Annotated in this window: 22 protein-coding genes and 1 tRNA gene; 15 read left to right on the plus strand and 8 right to left on the minus strand. The window is 39.7% G+C overall.

The features are described from left to right. The first annotated feature begins 61 nt into the window (after positions 1 to 61). Positions 62 to 1,345 (plus strand): Tol-Pal system beta propeller repeat protein TolB, encoded by a 1,284-nt coding sequence (gene tolB / locus IAE19_RS15430; RefSeq protein WP_200461819.1) that lies wholly within the window; start codon positions 62 to 64, stop codon positions 1,343 to 1,345. Positions 1,346 to 1,389: 44 nt separating this feature from the next. Then, entirely contained in the window at positions 1,390 to 1,959 is a 570-nt protein-coding gene (pal, locus tag IAE19_RS15435; RefSeq protein ID WP_200461800.1) for a peptidoglycan-associated lipoprotein Pal, read from the plus strand. A gap of 63 nt (positions 1,960 to 2,022) precedes the next feature. Here pal and IAE19_RS15440 read toward each other — a convergent pair whose 3' ends face one another. After that, positions 2,023 to 2,214 carry an NF038105 family protein gene (locus IAE19_RS15440; protein ID WP_200461801.1) on the minus strand — a complete coding sequence of 64 codons (192 nt, stop codon included), beginning with the start codon at positions 2,212 to 2,214 and terminating at the stop codon, positions 2,023 to 2,025. Between the two features lie 179 nt (positions 2,215 to 2,393). Here IAE19_RS15440 and IAE19_RS15445 point away from each other — a divergent pair, with 179 nt between their 5' ends. The 5 genes from IAE19_RS15445 to IAE19_RS15465 all read left to right on the plus strand — a co-directional run bounded on the left by IAE19_RS15445 (position 2,394) and on the right by IAE19_RS15465 (position 5,665). Then, entirely contained in the window at positions 2,394 to 3,365 is a 972-nt protein-coding gene (locus IAE19_RS15445) for a class 1 fructose-bisphosphatase (RefSeq protein WP_200461802.1), read from the plus strand. A gap of 50 nt (positions 3,366 to 3,415) precedes the next feature. After that, positions 3,416 to 4,192: a TrmH family RNA methyltransferase gene (locus IAE19_RS15450; RefSeq protein ID WP_200461803.1), complete on the plus strand. Its 777-nt coding sequence runs from the start codon at positions 3,416 to 3,418 to the stop codon at positions 4,190 to 4,192. 163 nt (positions 4,193 to 4,355) lie between these two features. Beyond that, positions 4,356 to 4,979, plus strand: a complete 624-nt coding sequence (locus IAE19_RS15455) for an RNA polymerase sigma factor (protein ID WP_200461820.1) — start codon at positions 4,356 to 4,358, stop codon at positions 4,977 to 4,979. Next, positions 4,966 to 5,286 carry a hypothetical protein gene (locus IAE19_RS15460; protein ID WP_200461804.1) on the plus strand — a complete coding sequence of 107 codons (321 nt, stop codon included), beginning with the start codon at positions 4,966 to 4,968 and terminating at the stop codon, positions 5,284 to 5,286. Before IAE19_RS15455 ends, IAE19_RS15460 begins: the two co-directional genes overlap by 14 nt. Further along, positions 5,276 to 5,665: a DUF3106 domain-containing protein gene (locus IAE19_RS15465; protein ID WP_200461805.1), complete on the plus strand. Its 390-nt coding sequence runs from the start codon at positions 5,276 to 5,278 to the stop codon at positions 5,663 to 5,665. The genes IAE19_RS15460 and IAE19_RS15465 overlap by 11 nt, the downstream gene beginning before the upstream one ends. A 44-nt stretch (positions 5,666 to 5,709) precedes the next feature. Here IAE19_RS15465 and IAE19_RS15470 read toward each other — a convergent pair whose 3' ends face one another. Next, complete coding sequence (locus IAE19_RS15470) at positions 5,710 to 6,966, minus strand: GGDEF domain-containing protein (protein ID WP_200461821.1); 1,257 nt, start codon at positions 6,964 to 6,966, stop codon at positions 5,710 to 5,712. Positions 6,967 to 7,117: 151 nt separating this feature from the next. On the opposite strand from IAE19_RS15470, the gene pyrC reads away from it, so the two are divergent. From pyrC to IAE19_RS15500, 6 genes are all read left to right on the plus strand, one after another. Continuing rightward, on the plus strand, positions 7,118 to 8,152 hold the full coding sequence (pyrC, locus tag IAE19_RS15475; protein WP_200461806.1) for a dihydroorotase: 1,035 nt from the start codon (positions 7,118 to 7,120) through the stop codon (positions 8,150 to 8,152). Next, complete coding sequence (gene rnt / locus IAE19_RS15480) at positions 8,137 to 8,802, plus strand: ribonuclease T (RefSeq protein ID WP_200461807.1); 666 nt, start codon at positions 8,137 to 8,139, stop codon at positions 8,800 to 8,802. The genes pyrC and rnt overlap by 16 nt, the downstream gene beginning before the upstream one ends. Before the next feature lie 240 nt (positions 8,803 to 9,042). Continuing rightward, positions 9,043 to 9,942 (plus strand): alpha/beta fold hydrolase, encoded by a 900-nt coding sequence (locus IAE19_RS15485; protein ID WP_200461808.1) that lies wholly within the window; start codon positions 9,043 to 9,045, stop codon positions 9,940 to 9,942. Positions 9,943 to 10,065: 123 nt separating this feature from the next. After that, positions 10,066 to 10,141: transfer RNA gene (locus tag IAE19_RS15490), tRNA-Glu, on the plus strand. A 123-nt stretch (positions 10,142 to 10,264) separates the two neighbouring features. Continuing rightward, complete coding sequence (locus IAE19_RS15495; protein ID WP_200461809.1) at positions 10,265 to 11,683, plus strand: amino acid permease; 1,419 nt, start codon at positions 10,265 to 10,267, stop codon at positions 11,681 to 11,683. A gap of 130 nt (positions 11,684 to 11,813) precedes the next feature. Then, entirely contained in the window at positions 11,814 to 12,737 is a 924-nt protein-coding gene (locus IAE19_RS15500) for a hypothetical protein (RefSeq protein WP_200461810.1), read from the plus strand. A 41-nt stretch (positions 12,738 to 12,778) separates the two neighbouring features. On the opposite strand, the gene fdhD is transcribed toward IAE19_RS15500, so the two are convergent. From fdhD to hrpA, 4 genes are all read right to left on the minus strand, one after another. Then, positions 12,779 to 13,582 (minus strand): formate dehydrogenase accessory sulfurtransferase FdhD, encoded by an 804-nt coding sequence (gene fdhD, locus IAE19_RS15505; protein WP_200461811.1) that lies wholly within the window; start codon positions 13,580 to 13,582, stop codon positions 12,779 to 12,781. 60 nt (positions 13,583 to 13,642) lie between these two features. Next, positions 13,643 to 16,054, minus strand: coding sequence for an FdhF/YdeP family oxidoreductase (locus IAE19_RS15510; RefSeq protein ID WP_200461822.1), 2,412 nt, complete (start codon positions 16,052 to 16,054; stop codon positions 13,643 to 13,645). A 256-nt stretch (positions 16,055 to 16,310) separates the two neighbouring features. After that, positions 16,311 to 17,420 carry a beta-ketoacyl-ACP synthase III gene (locus IAE19_RS15515; RefSeq protein ID WP_200461812.1) on the minus strand — a complete coding sequence of 370 codons (1,110 nt, stop codon included), beginning with the start codon at positions 17,418 to 17,420 and terminating at the stop codon, positions 16,311 to 16,313. Positions 17,421 to 17,450: 30 nt separating this feature from the next. Further along, complete coding sequence (gene hrpA / locus IAE19_RS15520; RefSeq protein WP_227612299.1) at positions 17,451 to 21,272, minus strand: ATP-dependent RNA helicase HrpA; 3,822 nt, start codon at positions 21,270 to 21,272, stop codon at positions 17,451 to 17,453. Positions 21,273 to 21,656: 384 nt separating this feature from the next. On the opposite strand from hrpA, the gene ahpC reads away from it, so the two are divergent. Beyond that, a complete protein-coding gene (ahpC, locus tag IAE19_RS15525; RefSeq protein ID WP_200461814.1) occupies positions 21,657 to 22,220 on the plus strand; it encodes an alkyl hydroperoxide reductase subunit C in 564 nt (187 codons plus the stop codon). 182 nt (positions 22,221 to 22,402) lie between these two features. Next, positions 22,403 to 22,609, plus strand: a complete 207-nt coding sequence (locus IAE19_RS15530) for a KTSC domain-containing protein (RefSeq protein WP_200461815.1) — start codon at positions 22,403 to 22,405, stop codon at positions 22,607 to 22,609. Between the two features lie 114 nt (positions 22,610 to 22,723). On the opposite strand, the gene IAE19_RS15535 is transcribed toward IAE19_RS15530, so the two are convergent. Both IAE19_RS15535 and IAE19_RS15540 read right to left on the minus strand, forming a co-directional pair. Further along, positions 22,724 to 23,311 carry an O-methyltransferase gene (locus IAE19_RS15535; RefSeq protein ID WP_200461816.1) on the minus strand — a complete coding sequence of 196 codons (588 nt, stop codon included), beginning with the start codon at positions 23,309 to 23,311 and terminating at the stop codon, positions 22,724 to 22,726. A 25-nt stretch (positions 23,312 to 23,336) separates the two neighbouring features. Continuing rightward, a complete protein-coding gene (locus tag IAE19_RS15540) occupies positions 23,337 to 23,552 on the minus strand; it encodes a DUF1653 domain-containing protein (protein ID WP_200461817.1) in 216 nt (71 codons plus the stop codon). Positions 23,553 to 23,770: the final 218 nt, after the last annotated feature.

The following is a 23,770-nucleotide window of genomic DNA, read 5'->3' on the forward strand; positions in this document are numbered from 1 at the left end:
ACCCTGTAACTATGCTAAATACTTTTATTCCACAAAAATGAACCGCACTCACAATACGACTATGGATATGAATCGCAAACATCTATTATCAATCGCCATCATTACTGCACTGAGTTCAGCTTTTGTTCCCCAAGCATTTGCGCAATTACATCTTGAAATTGCGAAGGCACCCGAACAAGCCCCTAAAATCGCGATTGTTCCCTTTGCCAATGATCAATCCATTTATCCTATTGTCGAAAATGATTTAAATCGCTCAGGGCGTTTTACCAGTGCCTCAAATAATCTACCTGTCACTGGTGGAATTGACCAGATTCAAACGGATGCATGGCAAGCTGCAGGTATTCCGTATGTAGTGGTAGGAAATATTAAACCTGCTGCCAACAATAGTTTTGAAGTGCATTACCAGCTTTATGATGTACAAAAAAAGCAATTTTTGCTCAATGAGCTTCTGACTGTACCTAATTCGCGTGTCCGTCAGGCTGCCCACATGATCAGTGATGCGATTTATCAGGCATTAACAGGCATTCAGGGTGACTTTAGTGGTCGTATTGCCTATGTGTTGCGTAACCCCGCTACGCCTGAGCAACGTTACACCTTACAAATTGCAGATACTGACGGCGAACAACCGAAAACCGTATTGTCTTCTCGTGATCCTATTCTTTCACCTGCATGGACACCTGACGCGAAAAAAATCGCTTATGTTTCATTTGAAACCAAACGTCCAGCAATTTATTTACAGGATTTGGCTACGGGTCAGCGTGAAGTTTTAGCAAGCTTTAAAGGTCTAAACGGCGCCCCAAGTTTCTCGCCCGACGGCAAATCTATGCTATTTACTGCATCTATGCACGGCAATCCAGAAGTCTATCAAATGAATCTGGAAACCCGCCAATTACAACGCATGACCAATGACAGTGCGATTGATACAGAAGCTCGCTATGCCCCGGATGGTAAATCCTTTATCTTTACCTCAGACCGTGGTGGTTCTGCTCAGATTTATCGTTATAGCTTTGATGATGCCTCAGTAAACCGTATTACATTCCGCGGTGCGTTTAATGCACGAGGAACTTTGAGTGCAGATGGAAAAAATATTGCATTGGTCCATCGCCCATCTGGTAGCAATTACAAAGTTGCGATTATGAATATTTCAACGGGTATTGTGAATATTTTAACGCCAACCAGTCTGGATGAATCACCAAGTTTTTCGCCAAATGGTCAAATGGTCGTTTACGCCACCCGTGAAGGTAATCAAGGTTTGCTCTCTGTCATGTCAACAGATGGACGTTTCCGCATGAATTTACCTAGTGAACAAGGTGAAGTTCGTGAACCAGCTTGGGCACCCAAATAACCATTAAACATTTTTATTTGTAACTGAATTACATGGAGATCACAATGAATGCCGTTAAACTATTCATTTTACCTGTATTAGCCACTGCTGTAATAATGACTGGCTGTGCTAGCCGCAAACCTGCTGCCGAAGTTCAGACAGGGAATAATCCAACTAGTGCTGGCACAGTAAATACTTCAGGTCTGAGTGATGACGCTGCATTAAGTGCGCAAAACTTAACAGGTGCATCATCTAAAGGGGTGACTGCTGCGAACCGTGCCGCATTGGCAAAACGCGTCGTTCACTTCGATTATGACAGTAGTGATTTATCTTCTGAAGATTATCAAACGCTACAGGCTCACGCACAGTTTCTCATGGCAAATGCGAACTCTCGCGTTGCACTGACTGGACATACTGATGAGCGTGGTACACGTGAATACAACATGGCGTTGGGTGAGCGTCGTGCCAAAGCTGTTCAAAGCTTCCTAATCACCAATGGTGTAAATCCACAACAATTAGAAGCGGTAAGCTATGGTAAAGAAATGCCAGTGAATCCGGGTCATGATGAAGCAGCATGGAAAGAAAACCGTCGTGTAGAAATTAACTACGAAGCCGTTCCACCTTTATTGAAATAAGCAGAAATTATGCTGCAAAAAATCGCTTAAAGTCTCAAACTTTAAGCGATTTTTTCTGGGAATTTAAGAGGTTTGCTGTTCCTGCTCTGCCTGAGGCGGATGCATGGATTCAATCAAATCGTGTTTATTAAACTCTTTATATTCAGGTTTAGCTTCATACCCCTTCCACGCTTCATCTACAGACTCTTTTGAAATTTCGTCGAGACTAATCGGTTCATTTGGGGTTGGCATCGCACCGAAAGTTTTGGTCGTCATGCCTAGTCTCCTCTCATACTGTTTTTTACATCCTTATTGATATTCAACATAGCACGTTGCCCAACACTTGCAAGCATAAAATCGCAACAAATAAAGTCATATAATTTTTCTTTTAGATCGATCTCATCTACACTATAGCCATTTCTAAACAATCCCTTTTGATTTTGGAGTTTTCCTGTATGTCAAACCTGAATTTGACGCAATATTTACAACAACAATCAGGCCATTTGACACCTGAACTTGCTCAAGTGATTGAAACCATTGCTAGTACCTGTAATACCATTGATCAGGCACTACAAAAAGGTGCTTTAGCAGGAATTTTGGGCAGCGCAGGTAATGAAAATGTTCAAGGTGAAACCCAGAAAAAGTTAGATGTCATCTCAAATGACTATTTAATCGATGCATTAAAAGTACATCCACATGTGGGTGGTTTGGCGTCTGAAGAACTAGATGACTTTACTCCTGCTCAGGAAAATGGCAAATATCTAGTTTTATTCGATCCACTTGATGGTTCAAGCAATATTGACATTAACATGTGTGTCGGTACGATCTTCTCTATTTTGCCTGCAAAAAATACAGTCACTCAGGCGACGGATTTCATGCAAGCTGGAACTGAACAAGTTGCAGCAGGTTATGTTTTGTATGGCCCATCTACTATGCTGGCGTTGACTGTGGGTAACGGAGTTGCATTCTTTACTTTTGATCCAGAAAGTCAGCAATTCATTCTGACGGCTGATCAAGTCGAGGTAAGTCAAGATACTCAAGAATTTGCAATCAATGCTTCTAACCAGCGTCATTGGGAACAACCTGTAAAACGTTACATTGATGAACTTCTTGCAGGTAAAACCTCAGTTCGTGCTAAAGACTTTAATATGCGCTGGGTGGCTTGTATGGTTGGAGATATTCATCGAATTTTATGTCGTGGCGGTATTTTCCTTTATCCATACGATTTAAAAGATCCGAAAAAAGCCGGTCGTTTACGTTTAATGTATGAGGCAAACCCGATGAGTATGCTTATTGAACAGGCTGGCGGCTCATCTACGACAGGTCGTGTGCGTATTTTAGAGATTCAACCCACTGAATTACATCAACGTGTACCGGTGATCATCGGCTCCAAAAATGAAGTCGAACGTGTTACCAGTTATCATTAATCACTCTTTATAACGATGATGCATCACAGCATCATCGTGGATTTTCTTTTATGTCCATTATTTTCCTTGAATCTAAAGACAACGCTAAAATTAAGCATTTGCGCAGTCTGATTGAGCAACAAGCTTACCGAAAAAAACAACGTCAAACGGTGCTTGAAGGGACTCATCTGTGCCTGTCATGGTTACAGGAAAAAGGTAAACTTACTTCACTTTTTACCACTGAAGCAGCTTTAGAGCATCCAGACTTACAAGCCATTATTGAACAATATACAGGCGCTGTTTTTGTTATTAGTGAATCTTTATATAAAGATATCAGTACACTTGGAACCAGTCTGGCTTGCTTGGCAATCATTGATTTACCACAAAGTAGCAAAGCATTAGATTTTAAGGCAGACACACTTATCTTGGAAAATATTCAAGATCCAGGGAATGTTGGCACTCTTTTACGCTCCGCTGCTGCTGCCAATATTAAACAAATTATTTGTACCAAAGGATCAGCGTCACTATGGTCACCTCGCGTTTTACGTGCAGGAATGGGTGCCCATTTTAGTCTACATACCTATGAAAATATTGAACTCGAAACCCTACTTGATCAGTTCCAGATTCCCGTATTTGTCACAAGTTCACACCGCTCAACTAGCCTGTATTCACAAGATTTGACTGCACCTTGTGTCTGGATTCTGGGCAATGAAGGTCAAGGGGTTTCTGATTATGCCTTGGCTCATGCAAAGGCTGTGAGCATTCCTCAACCGGGGGGGCAAGAGTCACTAAATGTGGCGATTGCAGGTTCAATTTGCTTCTTTGAAATGGTGCGTCAACGAATATAAAAACGTTAATTTATATTAAAGCCACTCGATCATTTGGAAAAATCATTTAAACTAGCAAAAATAACATCTTATATTGTCAACCTATTCTTTCTTTTTAGCGTTATATAAGTAGGTAACTGTAAAAAGGAAGAATGGGGATCGAATGACAGGATTTTCCATTTCTATGGACTTAGCGCCAAAGCAGTCTGGATCTAGAGTTGATAGTGTTCATGAGAATACGGCTGAACATCGCCTGAAGCTTTTTATGAACGAAGTCACAGGACGCGCGCTTGTTATGATGGAAAGTGCTACACAAGGGCAACAAGGGGTTGCCATGGATTTAGTGCAAGAAGCCTTTATATCACTGCATAAATCTTATGCCGACAAAACCCTAGATGAATGGTATCCCCTGTTCTATACGATTTTAAATAATAAATTGCAGGACTGGCGACGCAAAGAAGCACGCCGTTCTAACCCTTTTTCTTTTTTTAAAAAGGTGAGTCTAGACAGTGATAATGATGAAGTTATTGAGATCGTTGATGAAACAACACTCAATCCTTCTGATTTTTTAAGTCAAGAAGTCACCATTGAAGAAATTCAGGAAGCCATCGCAGAACTTCCCCTACGTCAGCAGCAAGCATTTATGTTACGTGCATGGGAAGGTTTTGATACACAAACAACTGCACAGATTATGAATTGTAGCGAAGGGAGTGTAAAAACTCATTACCATCGTGCCATTCAGGGGCTTCGTACTGCTTTAGCTCATTTAAATCCATCTTTGGGAGGTTCATCAGATGAATCGAGATGATTTTACCAAGCAGGTAACGTCCAAGCTTGATGGACTTGCACGTCACCATAAGCATAAACCTCTGGTCATAGCCAACGTTTTGGATACGATCAAGCGAGAACCACGTTCTTTTTATAATATATGGAGAATGTCAGGTTTTGCTCTTGCTGCGGCTATTACTGGGTTTGTGATCTTGCCGAATAACTTTGATGCTTCGGATCAACCACAGAATCAGGTGATTGCAAGTCCAAAACTTTCTCCACAAATGGTGGAAGATCTGGAAATGCTGAGCGTTTTAGGTGAGGACAGAGTTTCCCATGGTAGCTAAAAAAATAGCTCTGGCACTCTGTGCGCTCGGTTTTTTACAAACCAGTTTTGCTGGATTTGAGCGCTTTTGGATATTTTCAAAAAGTGCAGATACTCAGGTAAATGAAACATGGAACACCTTGTCTGAAAATGAACAACGGGCCTTGATCAAACGGTATGAATCTTTAAAAGATGCACCAAAAGATCAGAACGTTGATTTGCAACAACGGATGGACTGGTTTACTCAGCTACCTGAACAAGAAAAGGAAAAAATGCGGGATGCTTGGCAAAAAATGAGCACTCAGGAGCGTAATGATTTACGTAAACGTATGCAAAAAGCTCCCTTGGAAGAACGTGCAGCGATACGTGAAGAATATATCGAAAAATATTTAACGCCCTGATGTATGTTCATAAAAAACCAGTCTTAAAGACTGGTTTTTATTGGTTAAATTTTATTGCCGCGTAAAGAATGATAATAAATCTGATTACGTCCTAATTTTTTAGCACGATATAAAGCTTGGTCAGCATAAGAAAGTAACTCTTGTTGATCGATGTTGGCCTCTCCCCGATAAACGGTAATGCCCAAGCTAATAGTGATTTGATGAGAAATTAATGACTTTTCATGAGGAATTTCAAGTTTTTCGATAGATTTATAAATATTGGATGCCACTGCATAAGCCCCTTGCGCGTCGGTTTCTGGTAATAGCACTACGAATTCTTCTCCACCATAGCGGGCCACAAAATCCATATGTCGAATCGAGTTTTTAATCGCTTTTGCCAAACTAGCAATCACATGGTCTCCCATTTGATGACCATAAAAATCATTATAGTTTTTGAAAAAATCGATATCGATAAATAAAATTCCTAGCGAGCTATTGTCCCTTCGCGCCTGTAAATAGAACACATCCAGCATTTCATCAAACGTCCTGCGGTTGGAAAGTTGGGTCAATCCATCGTGCTGACTCAGATGCAAGAATTCAGAAGCATGAATTCTTTGAATATTTTCATTAATTTCAGCCAGTTTCGCATTTAAAAATAACATCCGCTCCTTAGATACCAACATTGAACTAATCGCGAATCCTAATAAACAACTTCCAATCAACGCTCTGGTTAAAATGACAAGATGAAAATGAATATTAAAAATTGAAAGCCAAGCCAAAGTGATAAGGGCTGAAACCATTCCTACCATCATCATATGAAAAGGTTTTAAGCCACTTAAAATAAAACCCAGCATATAAATAAATGAAATCAACAGCATAGCCTGATTTTTGAGCGCTTCACTTTGAACTGTCATCATCAAAATTGAAGTCAAAACAATTGCCCAAAGTACGATGACACAAACTACTTTATAAAAGTAGGGTTTTAAAGATGGCGTTTTGGCAAAGGCAAAATAGGTTAGCAAACATACTGCACCATTGACCACACTCAAAATACAACGTGTGAAATCCGAAACAAAATACTGCTCCTCGATGACCATATAATCGCCAGGAACAGTGAACAGCATAAAAATAATGTAGGTGACGAGGCCACTCCAAAAAAATTGAATGGTATTCAATCGTGTACGTTCAATATGCATCTTCCAGAACTGCTTTTCCAAGACCTTGGGTAAAGCACGATTGGTATGTTTTTCACGTACATGTGAAAGTTGTTCAATTTCTTCTTTTGTCCTATGAAGCTCGTCAAGGTTGTATTTGTAATCCATTACACCCTGCAAGAATTTATCCTTATTTGAATAAAAATAGCACAATTATTTTGAATTTTATCAAACTGTTTTAAGTTTTTATCCGTAAAACTGGTTACCATTTTGAGCGTATATGGATTATCATCGGTTTTATTTTTCAGTTTGAATCGCCTTGGATACTATTACTCTTCTTCAGCCCGATGACTGGCATGCTCATTTACGTGATGGTTTAGCCCTACAACGTACTGTTCCCGATTTAGCTCGACAATTCGCCCGCGCAATCTGTATGCCTAATTTGGTTCCGCCCGTAAAAACGGTCGAAGAGGCTAATGCTTATCGCGAACGCATTATGGCGTATGTACCTGAAGGAATAAACTTTGATCCGCGTATGGTATTGTATTTTACTGATCATACACCTCCTGATGAAGTCCGTAAAATTAAAGCTTCTGAACATGTAAACGCGATTAAACTGTATCCAGCGGGCGCCACCACTAATTCAGACAATGGTGTCAGCGATATACGTAAAGTGTATGCTGTGATTGAACAACTGGAAGAACATCAGGTTCCATTGTTACTACACGGTGAAGTCACTCACAATCACGTTGATATCTTTGATCGTGAAAAACGCTTTCTTGACGAAGTGTTATCGCCATTATTAAAACAATTTCCAAAACTTAAACTGGTACTAGAACACATTACGACCAGTGAAGCTGCTCATTTTGTGCTTGAACATGATCGCAACGTTGCAGCGACTATTACCCCACAGCATTTGTTATTTAATCGGAATGATATGCTGGTCGGTGGAATTAAACCGCATTTTTATTGCTTACCCATTTTAAAACGTCAAACTCACCAACAAACGCTGATTGAAGTCGCTACAAGTGGCAATCCTAAATTCTTTTTAGGTACCGATAGCGCACCGCATTCTAAAAATGCAAAAGAAAATGCATGTGGTTGCGCTGGCTGTTATAGTGCACCGACAGCAATTGAACTGTATGCACAAGCCTTTGATCAAGTGGGTAAACTTGAGCGACTTGAGGGTTTTGCCAGTCACTTTGGGGCTGATTTTTATGGTTTACCGCGTAATACATCTACTATTACGCTGGTCAAAGAAGAACATACCATTCCAGAACAACTGGAATATTTAGATGGTGAAAAGATTATTCCACTGTATGCAGGTAAAACTCTTCAATGGAGGAAAGTGTGAACCAACAAATCAACGCTCAACCTCTTATAGGACAGCGTTTCCGTGGTTTCTTACCTGTTGTGGTCGATGTTGAGACAGCAGGTTTTAATTCACAAACAGATGCTTTACTCGAAATTGCATGTATTCCCATCATTTATAATGAGGCTGGAGATTTTGTACCGGGCGAAGCGTATCATGCTCATATCAATCCATTTGAAGGAGCGAATCTAGACAGAAGATCTCTGGATTTTATTGGCATTGACCCTTTTAATCCGATGCGTGTAGCTATGGCTGAAGATGAAAAAACAGCTTTGCGCCGTATTTTTAAATCGATCAATGATGTTCGTCGCCAACAGCATTGTACTCATGCAGTGTTGGTGGGTCATAATGCTCATTTTGATCTTGGTTTTTTACAAGCAGCGATTGCACGTACATCAACCAAAAATCAAAATCCATTTCATAGCTTCTCCGTGTTTGATACGGTGACTTTAAGTGCTGTTATGTTTGGTCAGACTGTTTTGGCAAAAGCTTGTATACAAGCTGGGATTGAGTTTGACGGTAAAGAAGCCCATTCGGCTTTGTATGACACGCAGAAGACAGCTGAACTGTTTTGTTATATTTTGAACAAACTCGCCCCCTATTTACTAGACACTTTGCCGGCGGATTCTTAAGATACCGCCCTCTTCCACATCCCTATCGCCGAAAGGCTAGAAACAGCACTTTTTTTCAAAGCGGTAGTGGTGTTCGCCCGTATAGAGACATTATATTTTCAAAATAAAACCAATAGTGTAAACAACAAACAAATTAAACATTACATCTCTTCATTTTTTATTCAGAACAAATCATGTAAATTAGAATTCATATGATGTTTGTTGCATTGATCTTCATCTTAAAATTTTTATAGGTCATTTATGAATATTCTTTTTATTCATGGTATGAATCAACAACACTATACAGCCCAATCACTTAGGCAGCGCTGGTTAAACATTTTTAAACAAGGGCTTTCGTTGACGCATTTACCTTATAATGCTGAAACTACACATTTAAGTTTTCCATTTTATGGAGATTTACTTACCCAAAGCCACTTAAGTAATACGCTTGATTTAGAAGCTTTTTTGCCAAAAACATTCATGCATTTACATTTTCCGCTACATTTATATAAAACCCCTCAACCCGTACAAGAACATAAAGAGTATTCCATTCCACCGCTTTCCACTCAGGAAGCTTCACTACGTTCACGTTTATACGAAGAAGCATTTCTAATTAAAGATAAGACCCTTAGAGAATTTATGATTTTATTGGATCATTTTCCAAAACTTCATGAAAGCTTGATTCATGAGTTTCTAGTAGAAATGTATTGTTATTTGTCCAATACTAAATTTATGCAAGATGTTCATTTGCGTATCCTAAAGAAAATCAAAAAAGATGAAGAACTTATCGTTATTGGTCATTCCTTGGGCTCCGTGATTGCCTATAATTTATTACAGCAAATCCAATATCCTATAAAAATAAAACGATTTATAACTTTAGCTTCGCCTCTGGCCTTTCGTATTATTCAGGAAAAAATTACCCACCCAATTTCTCGCCCTAAGAACCTGCAAGGCGACTGGTTTAATTTTTATTCAAAAGATGATTTTCTTACTGCTTTTCCATTAAATGCAACACCGTTTAATTTCACTCCACCTATCATCAACCAAGAAATTTCCACTACAGTCGACCATCCACATGAAATAGCAGGATATTTACGGCATCCCGATGTATTAAAAAGGATTCTTGAAATGACTATTCCAAATGAACAACTTAGCTTTTAAAGTTCCCTCATATCCATATATTATGCTTTAATTTTAATCACTTAAATTTAATCTTCTGCGCTTGTGCATGAAATTATTTGACACATTTATTAAATAAACCTAATATACGCCCACCTCTGAAACGTCCCTATCGTCTAGAGGCCTAGGACATCGCCCTTTCACGGCGGTAACCGGGGTTCGAATCCCCGTAGGGACGCCATATTTTAAAATTCTTTTCTATTTCTCTTGTATTTATTGGCTATTGTTTGTCTGCCTCCAGATTGCACATTTTTAATTTTTCTCTACAATAGCGCGCTTCTCCATTTTGATCGTGACGTTGTGTATGCAACCATCTGAATCTTCAAATATAGCCTCATCCAATGATTCTGCACCTTTAAAACGGGCAATGAGTACGCGCCATTTGGTCATGCTTTCTTTGGGCGGTGCAATTGGTACAGGCCTTTTTTTAGGCTCAGGTGAAGTGATTTCACAAACAGGTCCTATTGGAGCAATCCTTGCCTATATACTCGGTGGACTGATCGCCTATATGGTGATGTTGTGCTTGGGTGAATTAGCTGTTCACATGCCAGTTTCTGGATCTTTTGGGGCATATGCTGCCAAATATATTGGGCCCGCTAGTGGCTACATGGTGTCTTGGTTATACTGGCTAACATGGACGGCTACATTAGGAACAGAGTTTACTGCTGCGGCTCTACTCATGCAGGAATGGTTTCCTCATATTTCGATGTGGATCTGGACTCTTATTTTTGCAGCAACAATTTTTATACTCAATCTAAGTTCAACTAAAATTTTTGCTGAGTCTGAGTTCTGGCTATCATTAGTTAAAGTTATCACAGTGATCAGTTTCATTATATTAGGCTTAATGGCTATCGTGGGCCTAATTTCCTTTCATGGCTCTGAAACAGCCCCCCTATTTAGTAATTTGACAGCACAAGGCTGGTTCCCTCAAGGACTTATGCCAATTTTTGCAACCATGCTCATTGTGAATTTTGCTTTTTCTGGTACAGAACTCATTGGAGTTGCGGCAGGAGAAACCAAGAATCCTGCGGATAATGTACCTAAAGCGATTAATGCCGCGATCTGGCGATTACTAATTTTCTTTGTCGGCACCATCGTTGTCATTAGTGCATTATTGCCATTTGAACAGGCAGGCTTAGGTAGCCATAGTGTAAGTAATAGTCCGTTTGTCACGGTATTCAATTATATTGGTATCCCTTATGCTGATGATATTATTCGTTTTGTAATTATTACCGCATTACTCTCAGCGGCAAATTCAGGTTTATATGCTGCATCACGAATGATGTGGTCACTTTCCTCACAACAACATTTACCACGTGTTTTTTCCACGCTTACTAAAAGTGGTACCCCGATAATTGCATTGATTGTCACTATGTTTGGTGCACTTCCAGGATTATTATCTGAACAATTCGCCCCTGAAACTATTTTCAAAAATTTATTAGGTGTGGCTGCATTTACCATGGTCGTGGTTTGGATGAGTATTTGTTTAAGCCAGTTTAATTTTAGAAGGCAATGGTATAAAACAGGGCATACTGTTCAGGATTTAAAATTTGCAGCTCCGCTTTTCCCAATCGTCCCAATTTTAGGCTTCTTATTTTGTCTAATTACTTGTTTAAGTATGGCAGCAGATCCTGAAATGCTCGCAGGCTTTATTGGCTGTCTTATTTTTATTGCACTATGCTATCTCAGCCATTTTATATTTTACCGTAATCCCAAGAATTAAACTCTATTAACTTCATTTTTCTAGCAAAAGTGTAGCAAATCGCTACACTTTTTTTCTTTGGATTGCTGGCATATCCAGAGATCTCAATGCTACATTCAAATCAAGCATAAGAATAATTGATACGATGACAATGAAACTAATTTTTATACACGGTGCGCAACAACAGAGCTTTAATGCCCAAGGCTTACAAGACCATTGGTTAAATATTTTTCAGCTTGGTTTAACAAATCTAGATGTTCAAATTCCACTTCAAAATCTAAACTTGGCTTTTCCGTATTATGGTGATTTAATCCATCAGCATACACTGGCTCAACTTGAAATGCCTTTAGATGCTTTTATGCCACAAGCATGGCAGGATTGGCATTTACCTTATTTGCAAAATCATGAACCACAACAGATTGATCAGGATCAAAAATTAATTCCTCTACTGGCAAAACATCATGAAGAGCTCTCTTTTACGTCGCGATTATATTTGTTCTCACATCTAGCAAAAGATCATGTATTGCGCGAATTTGTAATGCTACTCAACAAATTCCCCAAACTACATGAAAATATGTTGCATCGTTATATTCTGGAAGTCTATCTATATCTCGCCAATCCAGACTTTATGAATGATGTCCACAAACGTGTACTTGAGTCCTTTGATGAAGACGAAGAATACATCATCGTGGCGCATTCGCTAGGAACGGTAATCGCTTATAATCTATTACAACAACTTTCAAAGAAAATAAAAATTCGACGATTTATTACCCTTGCCTCTCCACTTGCTTTTCGAGTCGTACAATCCAGACTGAACCGTCCAGTTGAACAACTAGACGTATTGCAAGGAGATTGGCATAATTTTTATTCACATGAGGATTATTTAACCACTTTCCCACTTGATCATAGTTTTTTCAATTTTCAACCCTCGATTATTAATCAGGGTATTTCTACTTTTGCACATAAACCTCATGAAATTGTGGGTTATTTACAGCACCCTTTAGTGGTACAAAGTATTATTGAATCGATTTGTCCCAATGAAGCGTTACGACTTGATCCTGAACAAGCAGGTTAAATCTCTTTATTCAATTTAAAGATTTGTACTAAAGATCATCGTTACGATGGAGTATACAACACGAAACCTTGCCCTCGACAAAAAGCAGCCAAGGCCAAACCTGATTGTTTAGCCATGTGAATAGCCAAACTGGTCGGTGCTGAAATACAAGCCAATAGTGCTATGTTGAGTTGAGTACATTTTCGTACTAACTCATAACTGGCTCGACTGGTCATGAGTACAAACCCAGTTGTTACATCTAGCTGATGCTGAGCCATATACCCAAGCAATTTATCCAGTGCATTATGCCGGCCTACATCTTCAAACAAGATTATAATTTCACCCTTTACAACCCATGCTGCCGCATGTGCGCCACCAGTCAATGCAGTAATTTTTTGCTGCGTGTTTAAGTGTAAAACTGCATTTGGAATATCCTTTAACCACTCAGATAAAAAATTTGTGGTGACGGGCTCCAGATCTTGATGCAATTGCTGCAAACTTTCTATCCCACACAGCCCACACCCTGTCGGCCCTATCATGGCACGACGATGCATCTTCAACGCGGAAAAGGCACGAGATGAAATTGTCATTTCGACGTGTACACCCAGTTCATTTTCTACAACATCTAGCGCATAAAGTTCACCCAAATGTTGCAAGATACCCTCAGATAAACTAAACCCTTTGGCAAAGAATTCTAGATGAGTGGGAGTTGCCATCATAACTGCATGTGAAATTTCATTATAAACCAGCGCTACTGGAATTTCCTGTACCACATCATCTTGTTGCTGTCCCAGAAAGGTGCCCTGACTGTAGCGTTGAACGGTCAAATGCTCATAACCTAATGATGATTGTAAAATATCATCCATCATCTTTTTCCTTATAAGAAAATGGCGCATTTGACGCGCCATTTTCACATGAATAGAGAACTAACTCACTTTCGCTGTAGAAATGATTTGATCTGCTTTTTCAGGATTAACCTCTGCCGCGAGATTAAAATGTTCAGGCGCCTGCCCCGCATGCAAAATAACTGGCACACTTTTAGAGGCCGGAATCTTGGCATATTTATCATGACTACTCAGTGCCACAAGTGGATTAGTTTCAGGATAATAAGCGGCCAAGCTACCCCGTGGAATGTTATATGGCACGATACGGAAACTATGTACGATCCGCTTTACACCATCCGAATAAATACTTTCGATATCGACCCATTGATCTGGCTGAAAACCCGCTGCTTGAATATCCTGCTCATTCATAAATAACACACGGCGCTGTCCATATACCCCACGATAACGATCATCTAAACCATATAAAGTCGTATTGTATTGGTCATGCGAGCGTGTAGTCATTAACGTATAAACTTTAGATTGAGTATAAGCATTAGCATACTGGTGTTCTTTATCTGCATAAACTTCAGATATCGGAGTAATTAAAAATTGTGCTTTGCCACTTGGTGTATTCCAGACATGCTGATTGGCTGGATGTTCTAGATGAAAACCACCAGGTTGATAAACACGCTGATTAAAATCATGAAAATCATCAAACACTTCGGAAATAGCGTCACGAATACGATCATAACTTTCGATATACCAGCGCCATTTGATTTTGCTTTCTGGCAAAGTCGCTTCTGCTATTCGAGCAATAATATCTGGTTCAGACAATAAATCTGAAGAAATAGGTTCATTTCGTCCTGCCGATAAATGCACATTACTCATAGAGTCTTCGACAGAAATCGATTGTGGCCCATGCTTTTGAAGATCAACTTCTGTACGTCCCAGACATGGCAACATCAGTGCATCTTGTCCACAAACCAAATGACTTCGATTCATTTTAGTAGTGATATGTACCGTCAATTTACATGTACGCAATGCTTGCTGTGTATATTCGGTATCAGGGGTCGCAACTGCAAAATTACCGCCTAAACCAATAAAGACTTTAACTCGACCTTCCGCCATTGCCTGAATGGTTTCCACCACGCCCATTCCATTTTCACGTGGAGATTGAATCCCGAACACCCGATCAATATTATCCAGCATTTTAGGACTTGGCAGTTCATTAATGCCCATAGTTCTGTCGCCCTGAACATTACTATGACCGCGTATAGGTGCCAATCCAGCACCGGGACGACCAATATGTCCTCGGGCCAACATTAGATTGGCCAACATATGAACATTGGCTGTACCATGACGATGTTGAGTGATTCCCATACCCCAACAAAAAATAGCACGTTTCGATTCAAGATAAAGCTTGGCTAATGCTTCTAAATTTTCAGGGCTTAGTCCAGTATGTGGATGAATCTCTGACCATGAGGTATTTTGAATTTCTGCCATCATCTCATTAAAGCCAAGGGTATTCATCGCAATAAAAGAGCGGTCAAATACACTTTCTTGGCCTTTGATCGCAGCGCTTTGATCCCACTCAACCAAATGTTTGAGCATACCAAACATAATGGCATAGTCGCCTCCCACTTTGGGCTGGAAATAATAACGACTAATTGGGGTACTGCCATTCGTGATCATTTCCAGAGGTGCCTGCGGATCCTGAAAACGCTCTAAACCACGCTCTTTAAGTGGATTTATGGCAATAATAGTTCCACCACGTTTAGAGACTTCACGCAAGGTCGCCAGCATTCGAGGATGGTTAGTGCCCGGATTATGTCCAAAACTGAAAACAGCATCGGCTTGATCGAAATCCTCCAATGTGACTGTCCCTTTACCTAAACCAATTGAATCCTTTAAACCTACACTGGTCGTTTCATGGCACATATTGGAACAATCAGGAAAATTATTGGTGCCATAACTGCGAACAAAAAGCTGATATAAAAAAGCCGCTTCATTACTGGCACGTCCAGACGTATAAAAAGCTGCTTCATTCGGGTCATCCAACGCCTGTAAATGCTTGGCAATGAGTAAAAAGGCCTCATCCCAGCTAATTGGAACGTATTTATCGGTTACGACATCATAACGCATGGGATCGGTAATGCGTCCCGCATCTTCGAGAAAGAAATCACTTTGCTCAGATAACCAACTCACTGTATGGGCTGCAAAAAACTCTGGGCTTACGCGTTTACTCGTTGCTTCAAAGGCAACGGCCTTTGCGCCATTTTCACAAAAATTAAAAGCATGTGCATTTTTCTTTTCTGGCCATGCACATCCCGGACAGTCAAAACCAGTTGGCTGATTAATATTAAGAAGAGAAATAGATCCTTTTTTAAAGGTTTCCTGACGTTTTAAATTTCGAGCGACGCTGAGTAATGCTCCCCAACCTCCAGCAGGTTGATCATAGGGTTCAATTCTTGCATAACCCTGATGTTCTTCTGGCGTTTGATTATCATGCTCCATCATTTCACCTGCTTTTTATCTATTTATCTTGTACTAGACGATTACATATTGAGTTAATTGTTGAATGACAGCATCGATATTTTAAACCGCCTGAAATTTGAATTTGTCAGCTCAATCCTTAACTTTAAAGCGTCTTGATCTTTGAATTAATATCTACTTTTCGGACACGATTTTCAACGGGTTATTACATAAATCCAAACACATCAAAATAAAAAAACTCCACCGAAGTGGAGTCTCAAAAATAACGCGATTGAAATTAAGCAGCGTTCTGTTTTTGTACAATGAGTGAACCCACTGAATAACCTGCGCCAAATGAGCAAATGACGCCGTATTCACCAGCATCAACCTGATCACCTGTACGGTGCAAAGCAATAATCACGCCTGCTGATGAAGTGTTGGCAAATTCATCGAGAATAATCGGAGTACGCTCTGGCTCTGCTTCTTTACCTAAGACCAGTTTTGCAACCAGTTGATTCATATTGGCATTGGCCTGATGCAACCAGAAACGTTTAACATGGTCAGCAGGAATTTGCATTTTTTCCAATTGACCTGTAATAATTTTTGCGACTAAAGGACAGACATCCTTAAAGACTTTTCGACCATCCTGACGGAACTGTTTATCGTCACGGCTAGTGTCTTCACTGGCATTTAGAAAACCGAAATTGTTGCGAATATTGTTTGAGAACTGAGTAAATAAATGAATGTCTAAAATTTCAAAACCTTGTTTGGTTTCAGTCTCTTCAATAATTGAAGCTGTAGCGACATCTCCAAAAATAAAATGACAGTCACGCGAACGGTAATCCGTATGGCCTGAAGTAATTTCAACATTCACCAAAAGTACACGGCGCGCACCTGTTTTAATCGCGTCAAAAGCTTGTTTTAAACCAAAGGTTGCTGCTGAACATGCGACGTTCATATCATATGCATAACCTTGAATACCTAATGCCGACTGGATTTCAATGGCAACAGCAGGATAAGCACGTTGCATATTTGAACATGCCAAAATGACGACATCAATATCCTCTGGCCCTACCCCTGCATTTTGCATTGCTTGTTTTGCTGCAATAATGCCCCATTCTGCTTGTAATGAAAGCTCATCATCGCTGCGTTCACGTAAATGTGGACGCAAACGCGCTGGATCAAGCACACCAGATTTTTCAACCACATAACGACTCTTAACGCCAGAGGCCTTTTCAATAAAGTCAGCACTTGAACCCCGACGTTCTGGCAACTCACCTGCTGCTATTTTGTCTGCATTTTCACTATTATAGCGTTCCACATAAGCATTAAGACTTTCAACCAGCTCTTCGTTGCTAATGGTTTCAGTCGGGTGGAAAAGACCTGTTCCAGTAATACGGATGCCCATGTAAAACTCCTTGTTAAGAATGCAAGTATTCTAACTGATTCCCAGTTTTTCCCATAGTTTTTGTAGCCGAGCGGGAGAAACTGGTATCTTGGTTTTCATCGGTTGAGAAAATAAGGAAATTCTAAATTCCTCAACCATAAAATATAAATCTTTCATTTGAGCCTGCTGTTTAAACTTAAACAGTTTATCCATCCACGGATCAATTTCGTTAATTGCAGCTTCGTCACGCTGCAAATTATTGGGTAAACGTTCCAGACGCATTAATAATGCTTTTAAATAGCGCGGATATTCAAGCCAAACCTCTGACGCACAGGTATAAACAAAATCACTGAGTTGCATTAAATCCAGTTGATCTTCAATATCATCAATACTGCGACCAAAAATATCGGCATCTAGCATCATTAATTGGCGACGTATACTTTGCCACTGAATAAAAATATCTGAAATCACCTGAAGCGCTTGTTGTCCAAAGGTTAAAAACTTTTGCTTAACATGTTCTAACAACTGCTGAAATTCAGCTTCATGAACAGGTAGTTGTTCAACACTAAGTTGCAACGTCGCATATACCAACATTTGTTCAAGTTTGGCTTTATCCCCTAAAGGAGAATAAGCCAAAGCCAATGGTTTAGAAATCTGTTTTTTTAACTGTCTGACCAAATCACCGAGTTGCATGTGTACTAAACGAATAATACCTTCACGATGCTGTCTGATCGCTTCAGCATGATCATTAAATGTCTGAATTACCACACCAGATTCATCTTTTTGCTCTAATTCAGCAAATGCCTTGACTGGAACTAAAGCTTGATATTGCTTAACTATTACCCCTGTCACTTTTTGCGAGGCTTCAAAAACAAAACTTTCAGGGAAGTTTTTAAACTCACCTTGCATTTGTTTCACGGGTCGATGGGTTTCAGTCCGGCAACGGGCTTTTAACTCGGCCAGATCACGCCCTTTTTCAATGAATCGACCTTTTTCATCTACAACTACAATAAATGGCACCAAGTATTGATCAATTCGCTCAAACGAAAAATCTTTTTCAGTAATCTGTTCACCACGTAAAGCAAAAGCCAAGAACTTAAAAATATGCTGGTGCAGATGTGTAGCATCGACACTTTGCATGAGTTTTTTTGCGGTATCAGGAATCGGTACCAGATAACGACGTTTGTCCTTAGGTAAAGCTTTAAGTAAAGCTTCAATTAAATCCAATCGCCATCCCGGAATTCCCCATGACCATAAATTTTCGTCCACTTGAGCCAAGGCTTGCACAGGAATTTTGACTGTTGCCCCATCTTGATCATGACTCGGGTCAAAACGATAAGTGGTCGCTAAACGTAAATCTCCATTGTGTAAATAATCAGGAAATTGTTGAGTCGTTGGACGATCACTTTGCCAAAGTGCATCATCTTCAACAAATAAATAACGCGGCTGTTTAGGTTCAATAGTTGCGCGCCAATCTTCAAAACTACTTCGACTTGCAATGTCCGCGGGGACACGTTCTGCGTAAAATTGATAAATGGTTTCTTCATCCACCACCAAATCACGGCGGCGTAATTTATCTTCAACCCGTTCTACTTCTTCAAGTTTGAGTAAATTATGCTTTAAAAATGGCGGCATGATCCCCAGATGACCTGTCGTCAACGCATCTCTGAGAAAGATTTCACGTGCCGCTGGATGATCAACCTTTTCAAAATTAATTAATCGTTTTGGCTCAATAATGAGTCCAAACAAAGAAATTTGAGCATAAGCATTTACGATGCCTGCTTTTTTCGACCAATGGGGCTCATAATAATGATATTTCAACAAGTCACGCGCAGCCAGCAAAATCCATTCTGGATCAATTTTGGCCAATGTACGCAAATAGACCTGAGAGGTTTCGACCATTTCAAAAGCCATAACCCAAGGAGTATTAGACTTATGTAAGGTACTGGCAGGAAATACTTTGGCTTTTTGCTGGCGTACAGCCATATAAATATTACGTTCATCCGTTTTATTGGCGACAAAGGACAATAGACCTGTTAATAAGGCACGATGTAGATTTTCATAACTGGCCTTTTTATCATTAAATGACAATTTAATACTTTGCGCCAAATCCACCAATTGAGAATGAGTTTGTTTCCATTCACGTAAACGTAACCAACTTAAAAAATGCTGACGGGCAAACTGCCGACGCTTATTTTCCGTTGCCAAGTCTGGATTATTTTGTACAGTATCCCAAAGTTTTAAATAAAACAAAAAGTCTGAATCTGCTTCACGAAACAAGGCATGTTTTTGATCGGCCTGCATTTGTTTGTCCGCTGGGCGCTCGCGTGGATCCTGCACGGCTAAGGCACTGACGACCACTAAAATTTCATTGAGTACACCGAAATGAGAGCCGCCAACAATCATACGAGCTAGACGCGGATCAATCGGCATTCGCGACATCATTTGCCCGACTTTGGTTAACTCATTTTTGCGCTCGCTCATGGCGCCTAATTCAACCAGAAGTTTGCGACCATCATTAACCAAACGATGATCAGGCGGTTCAATAAAATCAAACTCTTCAACCGTTCCCAAGCCTAAACTTTGCATTTGCAAAATAACTGAAGCCAGATTGGTACGCTTAATTTCGGGTTCGGTAAACTCAGGCCGACTCAGGAAATCTTCTTCACTATAAAGACGAATACAAACACCCGGTGCAATACGGCCACAACGCCCTTTACGTTGATTTGCCGCTGCTTGAGAAATGGCCTCAATCGGTAAGCGTTGAACCCGTGAGCGATAGCTATAGCGAGAAATACGCGCAAAACCACTGTCAATCACATAGCGAATATTTGGCACAGTCAAAGCAGTTTCAGCGACGTTGGTCGCAATGATAATGCGTCGGCCTTTGCCACTTGGACTAAAAATTTTCTGTTGTTCACCCAAGCCCAAACGCGCATACAACGGTAAAATTTCAGTATGACGTGGCCCATGTTTTTGCAAGGTTTCCTGTAACTCTCGAATTTCCTGTTCAGTACTAGAAAAAATCAGAATATCGGCATGTTCTGGATGACCTTTTTCCTCAGCATCAGCAAAGCATTCTTCTACCGCTTGAACCACAGCGCGTGGTAAATTTTCTTCAAAATCATCAAATTCATCGTCATCACTTCCGCCAATACTGAGTTCAGAAATTGGTCGATAACGCACTTCAACTGGAAAGCTGCGCCCTTCTACTTCAAAAATCGGGGCATCATAAAAATATCGACTAAAACGGTTAACATCCAAAGTAGCTGACGTGACAATGACCTTTAAGTCTGGACGCTTTTTTAAAATCTGCTTGAGATAGCCCATAATGAAATCGATATTCAGCGAACGTTCATGCGCTTCATCGATAATAATCGTATCGTATTTATTAAGATAGCGATCATGACCAAGCTCGGCCAATAAAATACCGTCGGTCATTAACCGCACAATTGAATCATTTGAGCCCTGTTCATTAAAACGAACCTTAAAGCCAATCGATTCGCCTAGTTTTTCTCCAACTTCTTCAGCAATTCGTTGTGACACACTACGCGCAGCCAAGCGTCTAGGCTGAGTGTGACCAATCATTCCTGTTGCACCACGGCCAGCTAACATGGCAATCTGTGGCAACTGAGTCGTTTTACCCGAACCCGTTTCACCAGCCACAATAATCACTTGATGCTGCTGAATCGCTTCAATTAATCGATCAGCATATTGGGTTACAGGTAAATCCTGATTCAGTTTAATTTTTGGAAAACGCGCAATTCGAGCTTTAACTTGAGCATTCGATTTTTCAAATAATTGTTGGTACTGCTCTAAATTTTTTTCTTTACCCTTGCTTAGCCGATTTAAACGATGTCGATCACGCACCATAACCCATTGATTTACATCTAAACCACTCTGCACAGATAAAATTTCCTAATATTTTCAATATGTGCTCTATTTTACGTTGGATTGCAACATAACGAAAGCCATTCATTTTTTCTAGATTTGTTGTTTTTTACATTTTGCCCTTGAATTTTTTATCAATCACCTGCATGTTCTTATGCAAATCAAATTTAGAGGCTTTTGTCATTTTCAGATCATATTATTGCGCTGAAATGATAGACGCTAAAATGTGGTTAAGGCTTTTTTTGCAGTGTTATTAGTTTTTCCGATTCTAATCATGCAAAAATACCATTTCCCCAATAAAATAAAATTCTTTATGCTAAATCAGAATTTTACGTTTAAATATAAACCTCAGTCATGGAGAAAATGATGAGCTTAATTAATACAGAAGTTAAACCATTCACAGCTACTGCATATCATAACGGTCAATTTGTTGAAGTTTCTGAAGCAAACTTTAAAGGCAAATGGTCTGTTGTATTCTTCTATCCAGCTGACTTCACTTTTGTTTGCCCAACTGAACTTGGTGACCTTGCAGACAACTATGCTGAATTCCAAAAATTAGGTGTAGAAATCTACTCAGTTTCTACTGATACTCATTTCACGCACAAAGCATGGCATGATTCTTCTGAAGAAATCAAAAAAATCCAATATGTAATGGTGGGTGATCCAACGTGGACATTGGCTAAGAACTTTGATGTTCTTATCGAGTCTGCTGGTCTTGCTGACCGTGGTACTTTTGTCATCGATCCAGAAGGCAAAATCCAAATCGTTGAAATCAACGCTGGCGGTATCGGTCGTGACGCGCAAGAACTTCTTCGCAAAGTAAAAGCAGCTCAATACGTTCACGCTCATCCAGGTGAAGTTTGCCCAGCAAAATGGAAAGAAGGTGATGCCACTCTTGCTCCTTCAATCGATCTAGTTGGTAAAATCTAATTCTTAGATTTTAAAACCATCAGGAACCACCCTTTTGGGTGGTTCTTTCATTTTAAGTGATTAATTTATCATGAATTACACTTTTACAATTCTCATCTTTAGGCGCAACATGAATTACATTAATGTTCAAATAAGCAGCACGATCTTTTCCTGTATGCTGCTTAGTTCAAAGGGAGAATTTTATGGAAAAACTGGTTGCCGTAACTTCCTGGAAATATAATGCGGCTTCACGTTATTTAAAGATTTTTTATAACAATGGCAAAGGGGAACTGTATCACCCAGTGCCAGAATTTATTTATGACAACTTGCTACGCTCACAAGACAAAACCGCTTTTGTGCAGAAATATTTAGAATTCGATTTACACTTTAGCCGAATGTCGATCTTCTAAAAATAATAAGATATTCAGCATACTAAATATCGCTATTTAAGTCAGACAAAATGAAAATAATCTCTATATTTATTGTGGATTATTTTCCTTTACGCTGCGTATCAATTTTATGTCTTATTTTGCCACGACCATAAATAGCCCCGCACCAAATCCAATTGTTGTTGTCATAAAATCTGCATCCAGTTTAACCATATTTAAAAACTGTTTCACTTCCGCAGCATGTGAAGTTACGTTATCTACCATCATTACGCCCCCGTTTTTACGGATGAGACGTTTAAGATCATGCCAATATGCTGGATAATAACTGCGCTCAGCATCTAGTAAAATAAAGTCGAATGTAGTTGTGGCGTGTTGTAAATATTGGGCGGCATCCCCTGTCCAAAATTCAACAATATGATCCAGCTTAAAAGCCTGTATATGAGATTGGGCCTGTTGACTACGTTTTTCCTCTATCTCAAGTGTCACCACTTTAGCCTGTGTCGCCTGAGCCGCCTCGGCTAACCATAAAGTTGAGTAACCTGTGGATGTCCCAATTTCCAAAATAGTGCTAGGTCGTTGTGTACGAATCAACATAGAAATAAATTGCGCTGAATCAGGTTCGATATTTCTGAAACGTTGTATGCGATCAACCTGTTTGGCATCATGTTGCTGAAACTTATCATAAAGCTCTGATATACGCACTAAAAAATCATGATTTGGCATACACTTATCCTTTTAGTTTATTGTTCTAAACCTGATGCATAAAATTAAAACGGGGAACCAGTTGAGCATCAACTTCAACTGTTTCAATAAACATGGTTAAAGGCCGAACCCAGATCGAATAATCGCCATATAAACATTGATATACAACAAGCTCTTCTTCTGTTTCACTGTGTCTGGCGACATGCAAAACTTGATAAAGATTACCTTTATAATGCTGATAAATTCCTGTTTGTAGTTTCATGTCGATATTCCTTAGGCTTAAGGCTAACCATCTTATCTCATCTAATGATGTCATTTATATAACAAAGCTGCTTTAACTAATTATGAATCTTTAGAACGTGATTTTTACCACAACCAACCATTCAATAAACCGATCGAATTAATAAAAACATACTGTTTCCCCTATGCAACCTTTTACCGTATCATCCTCATTAAGTTAAGAATTTACTCCTCTGGAGA

It is taken from the genome of Acinetobacter sp. S40, assembly GCF_016624705.1.
Lineage (GTDB): Bacteria > Pseudomonadota > Gammaproteobacteria > Pseudomonadales > Moraxellaceae > Acinetobacter.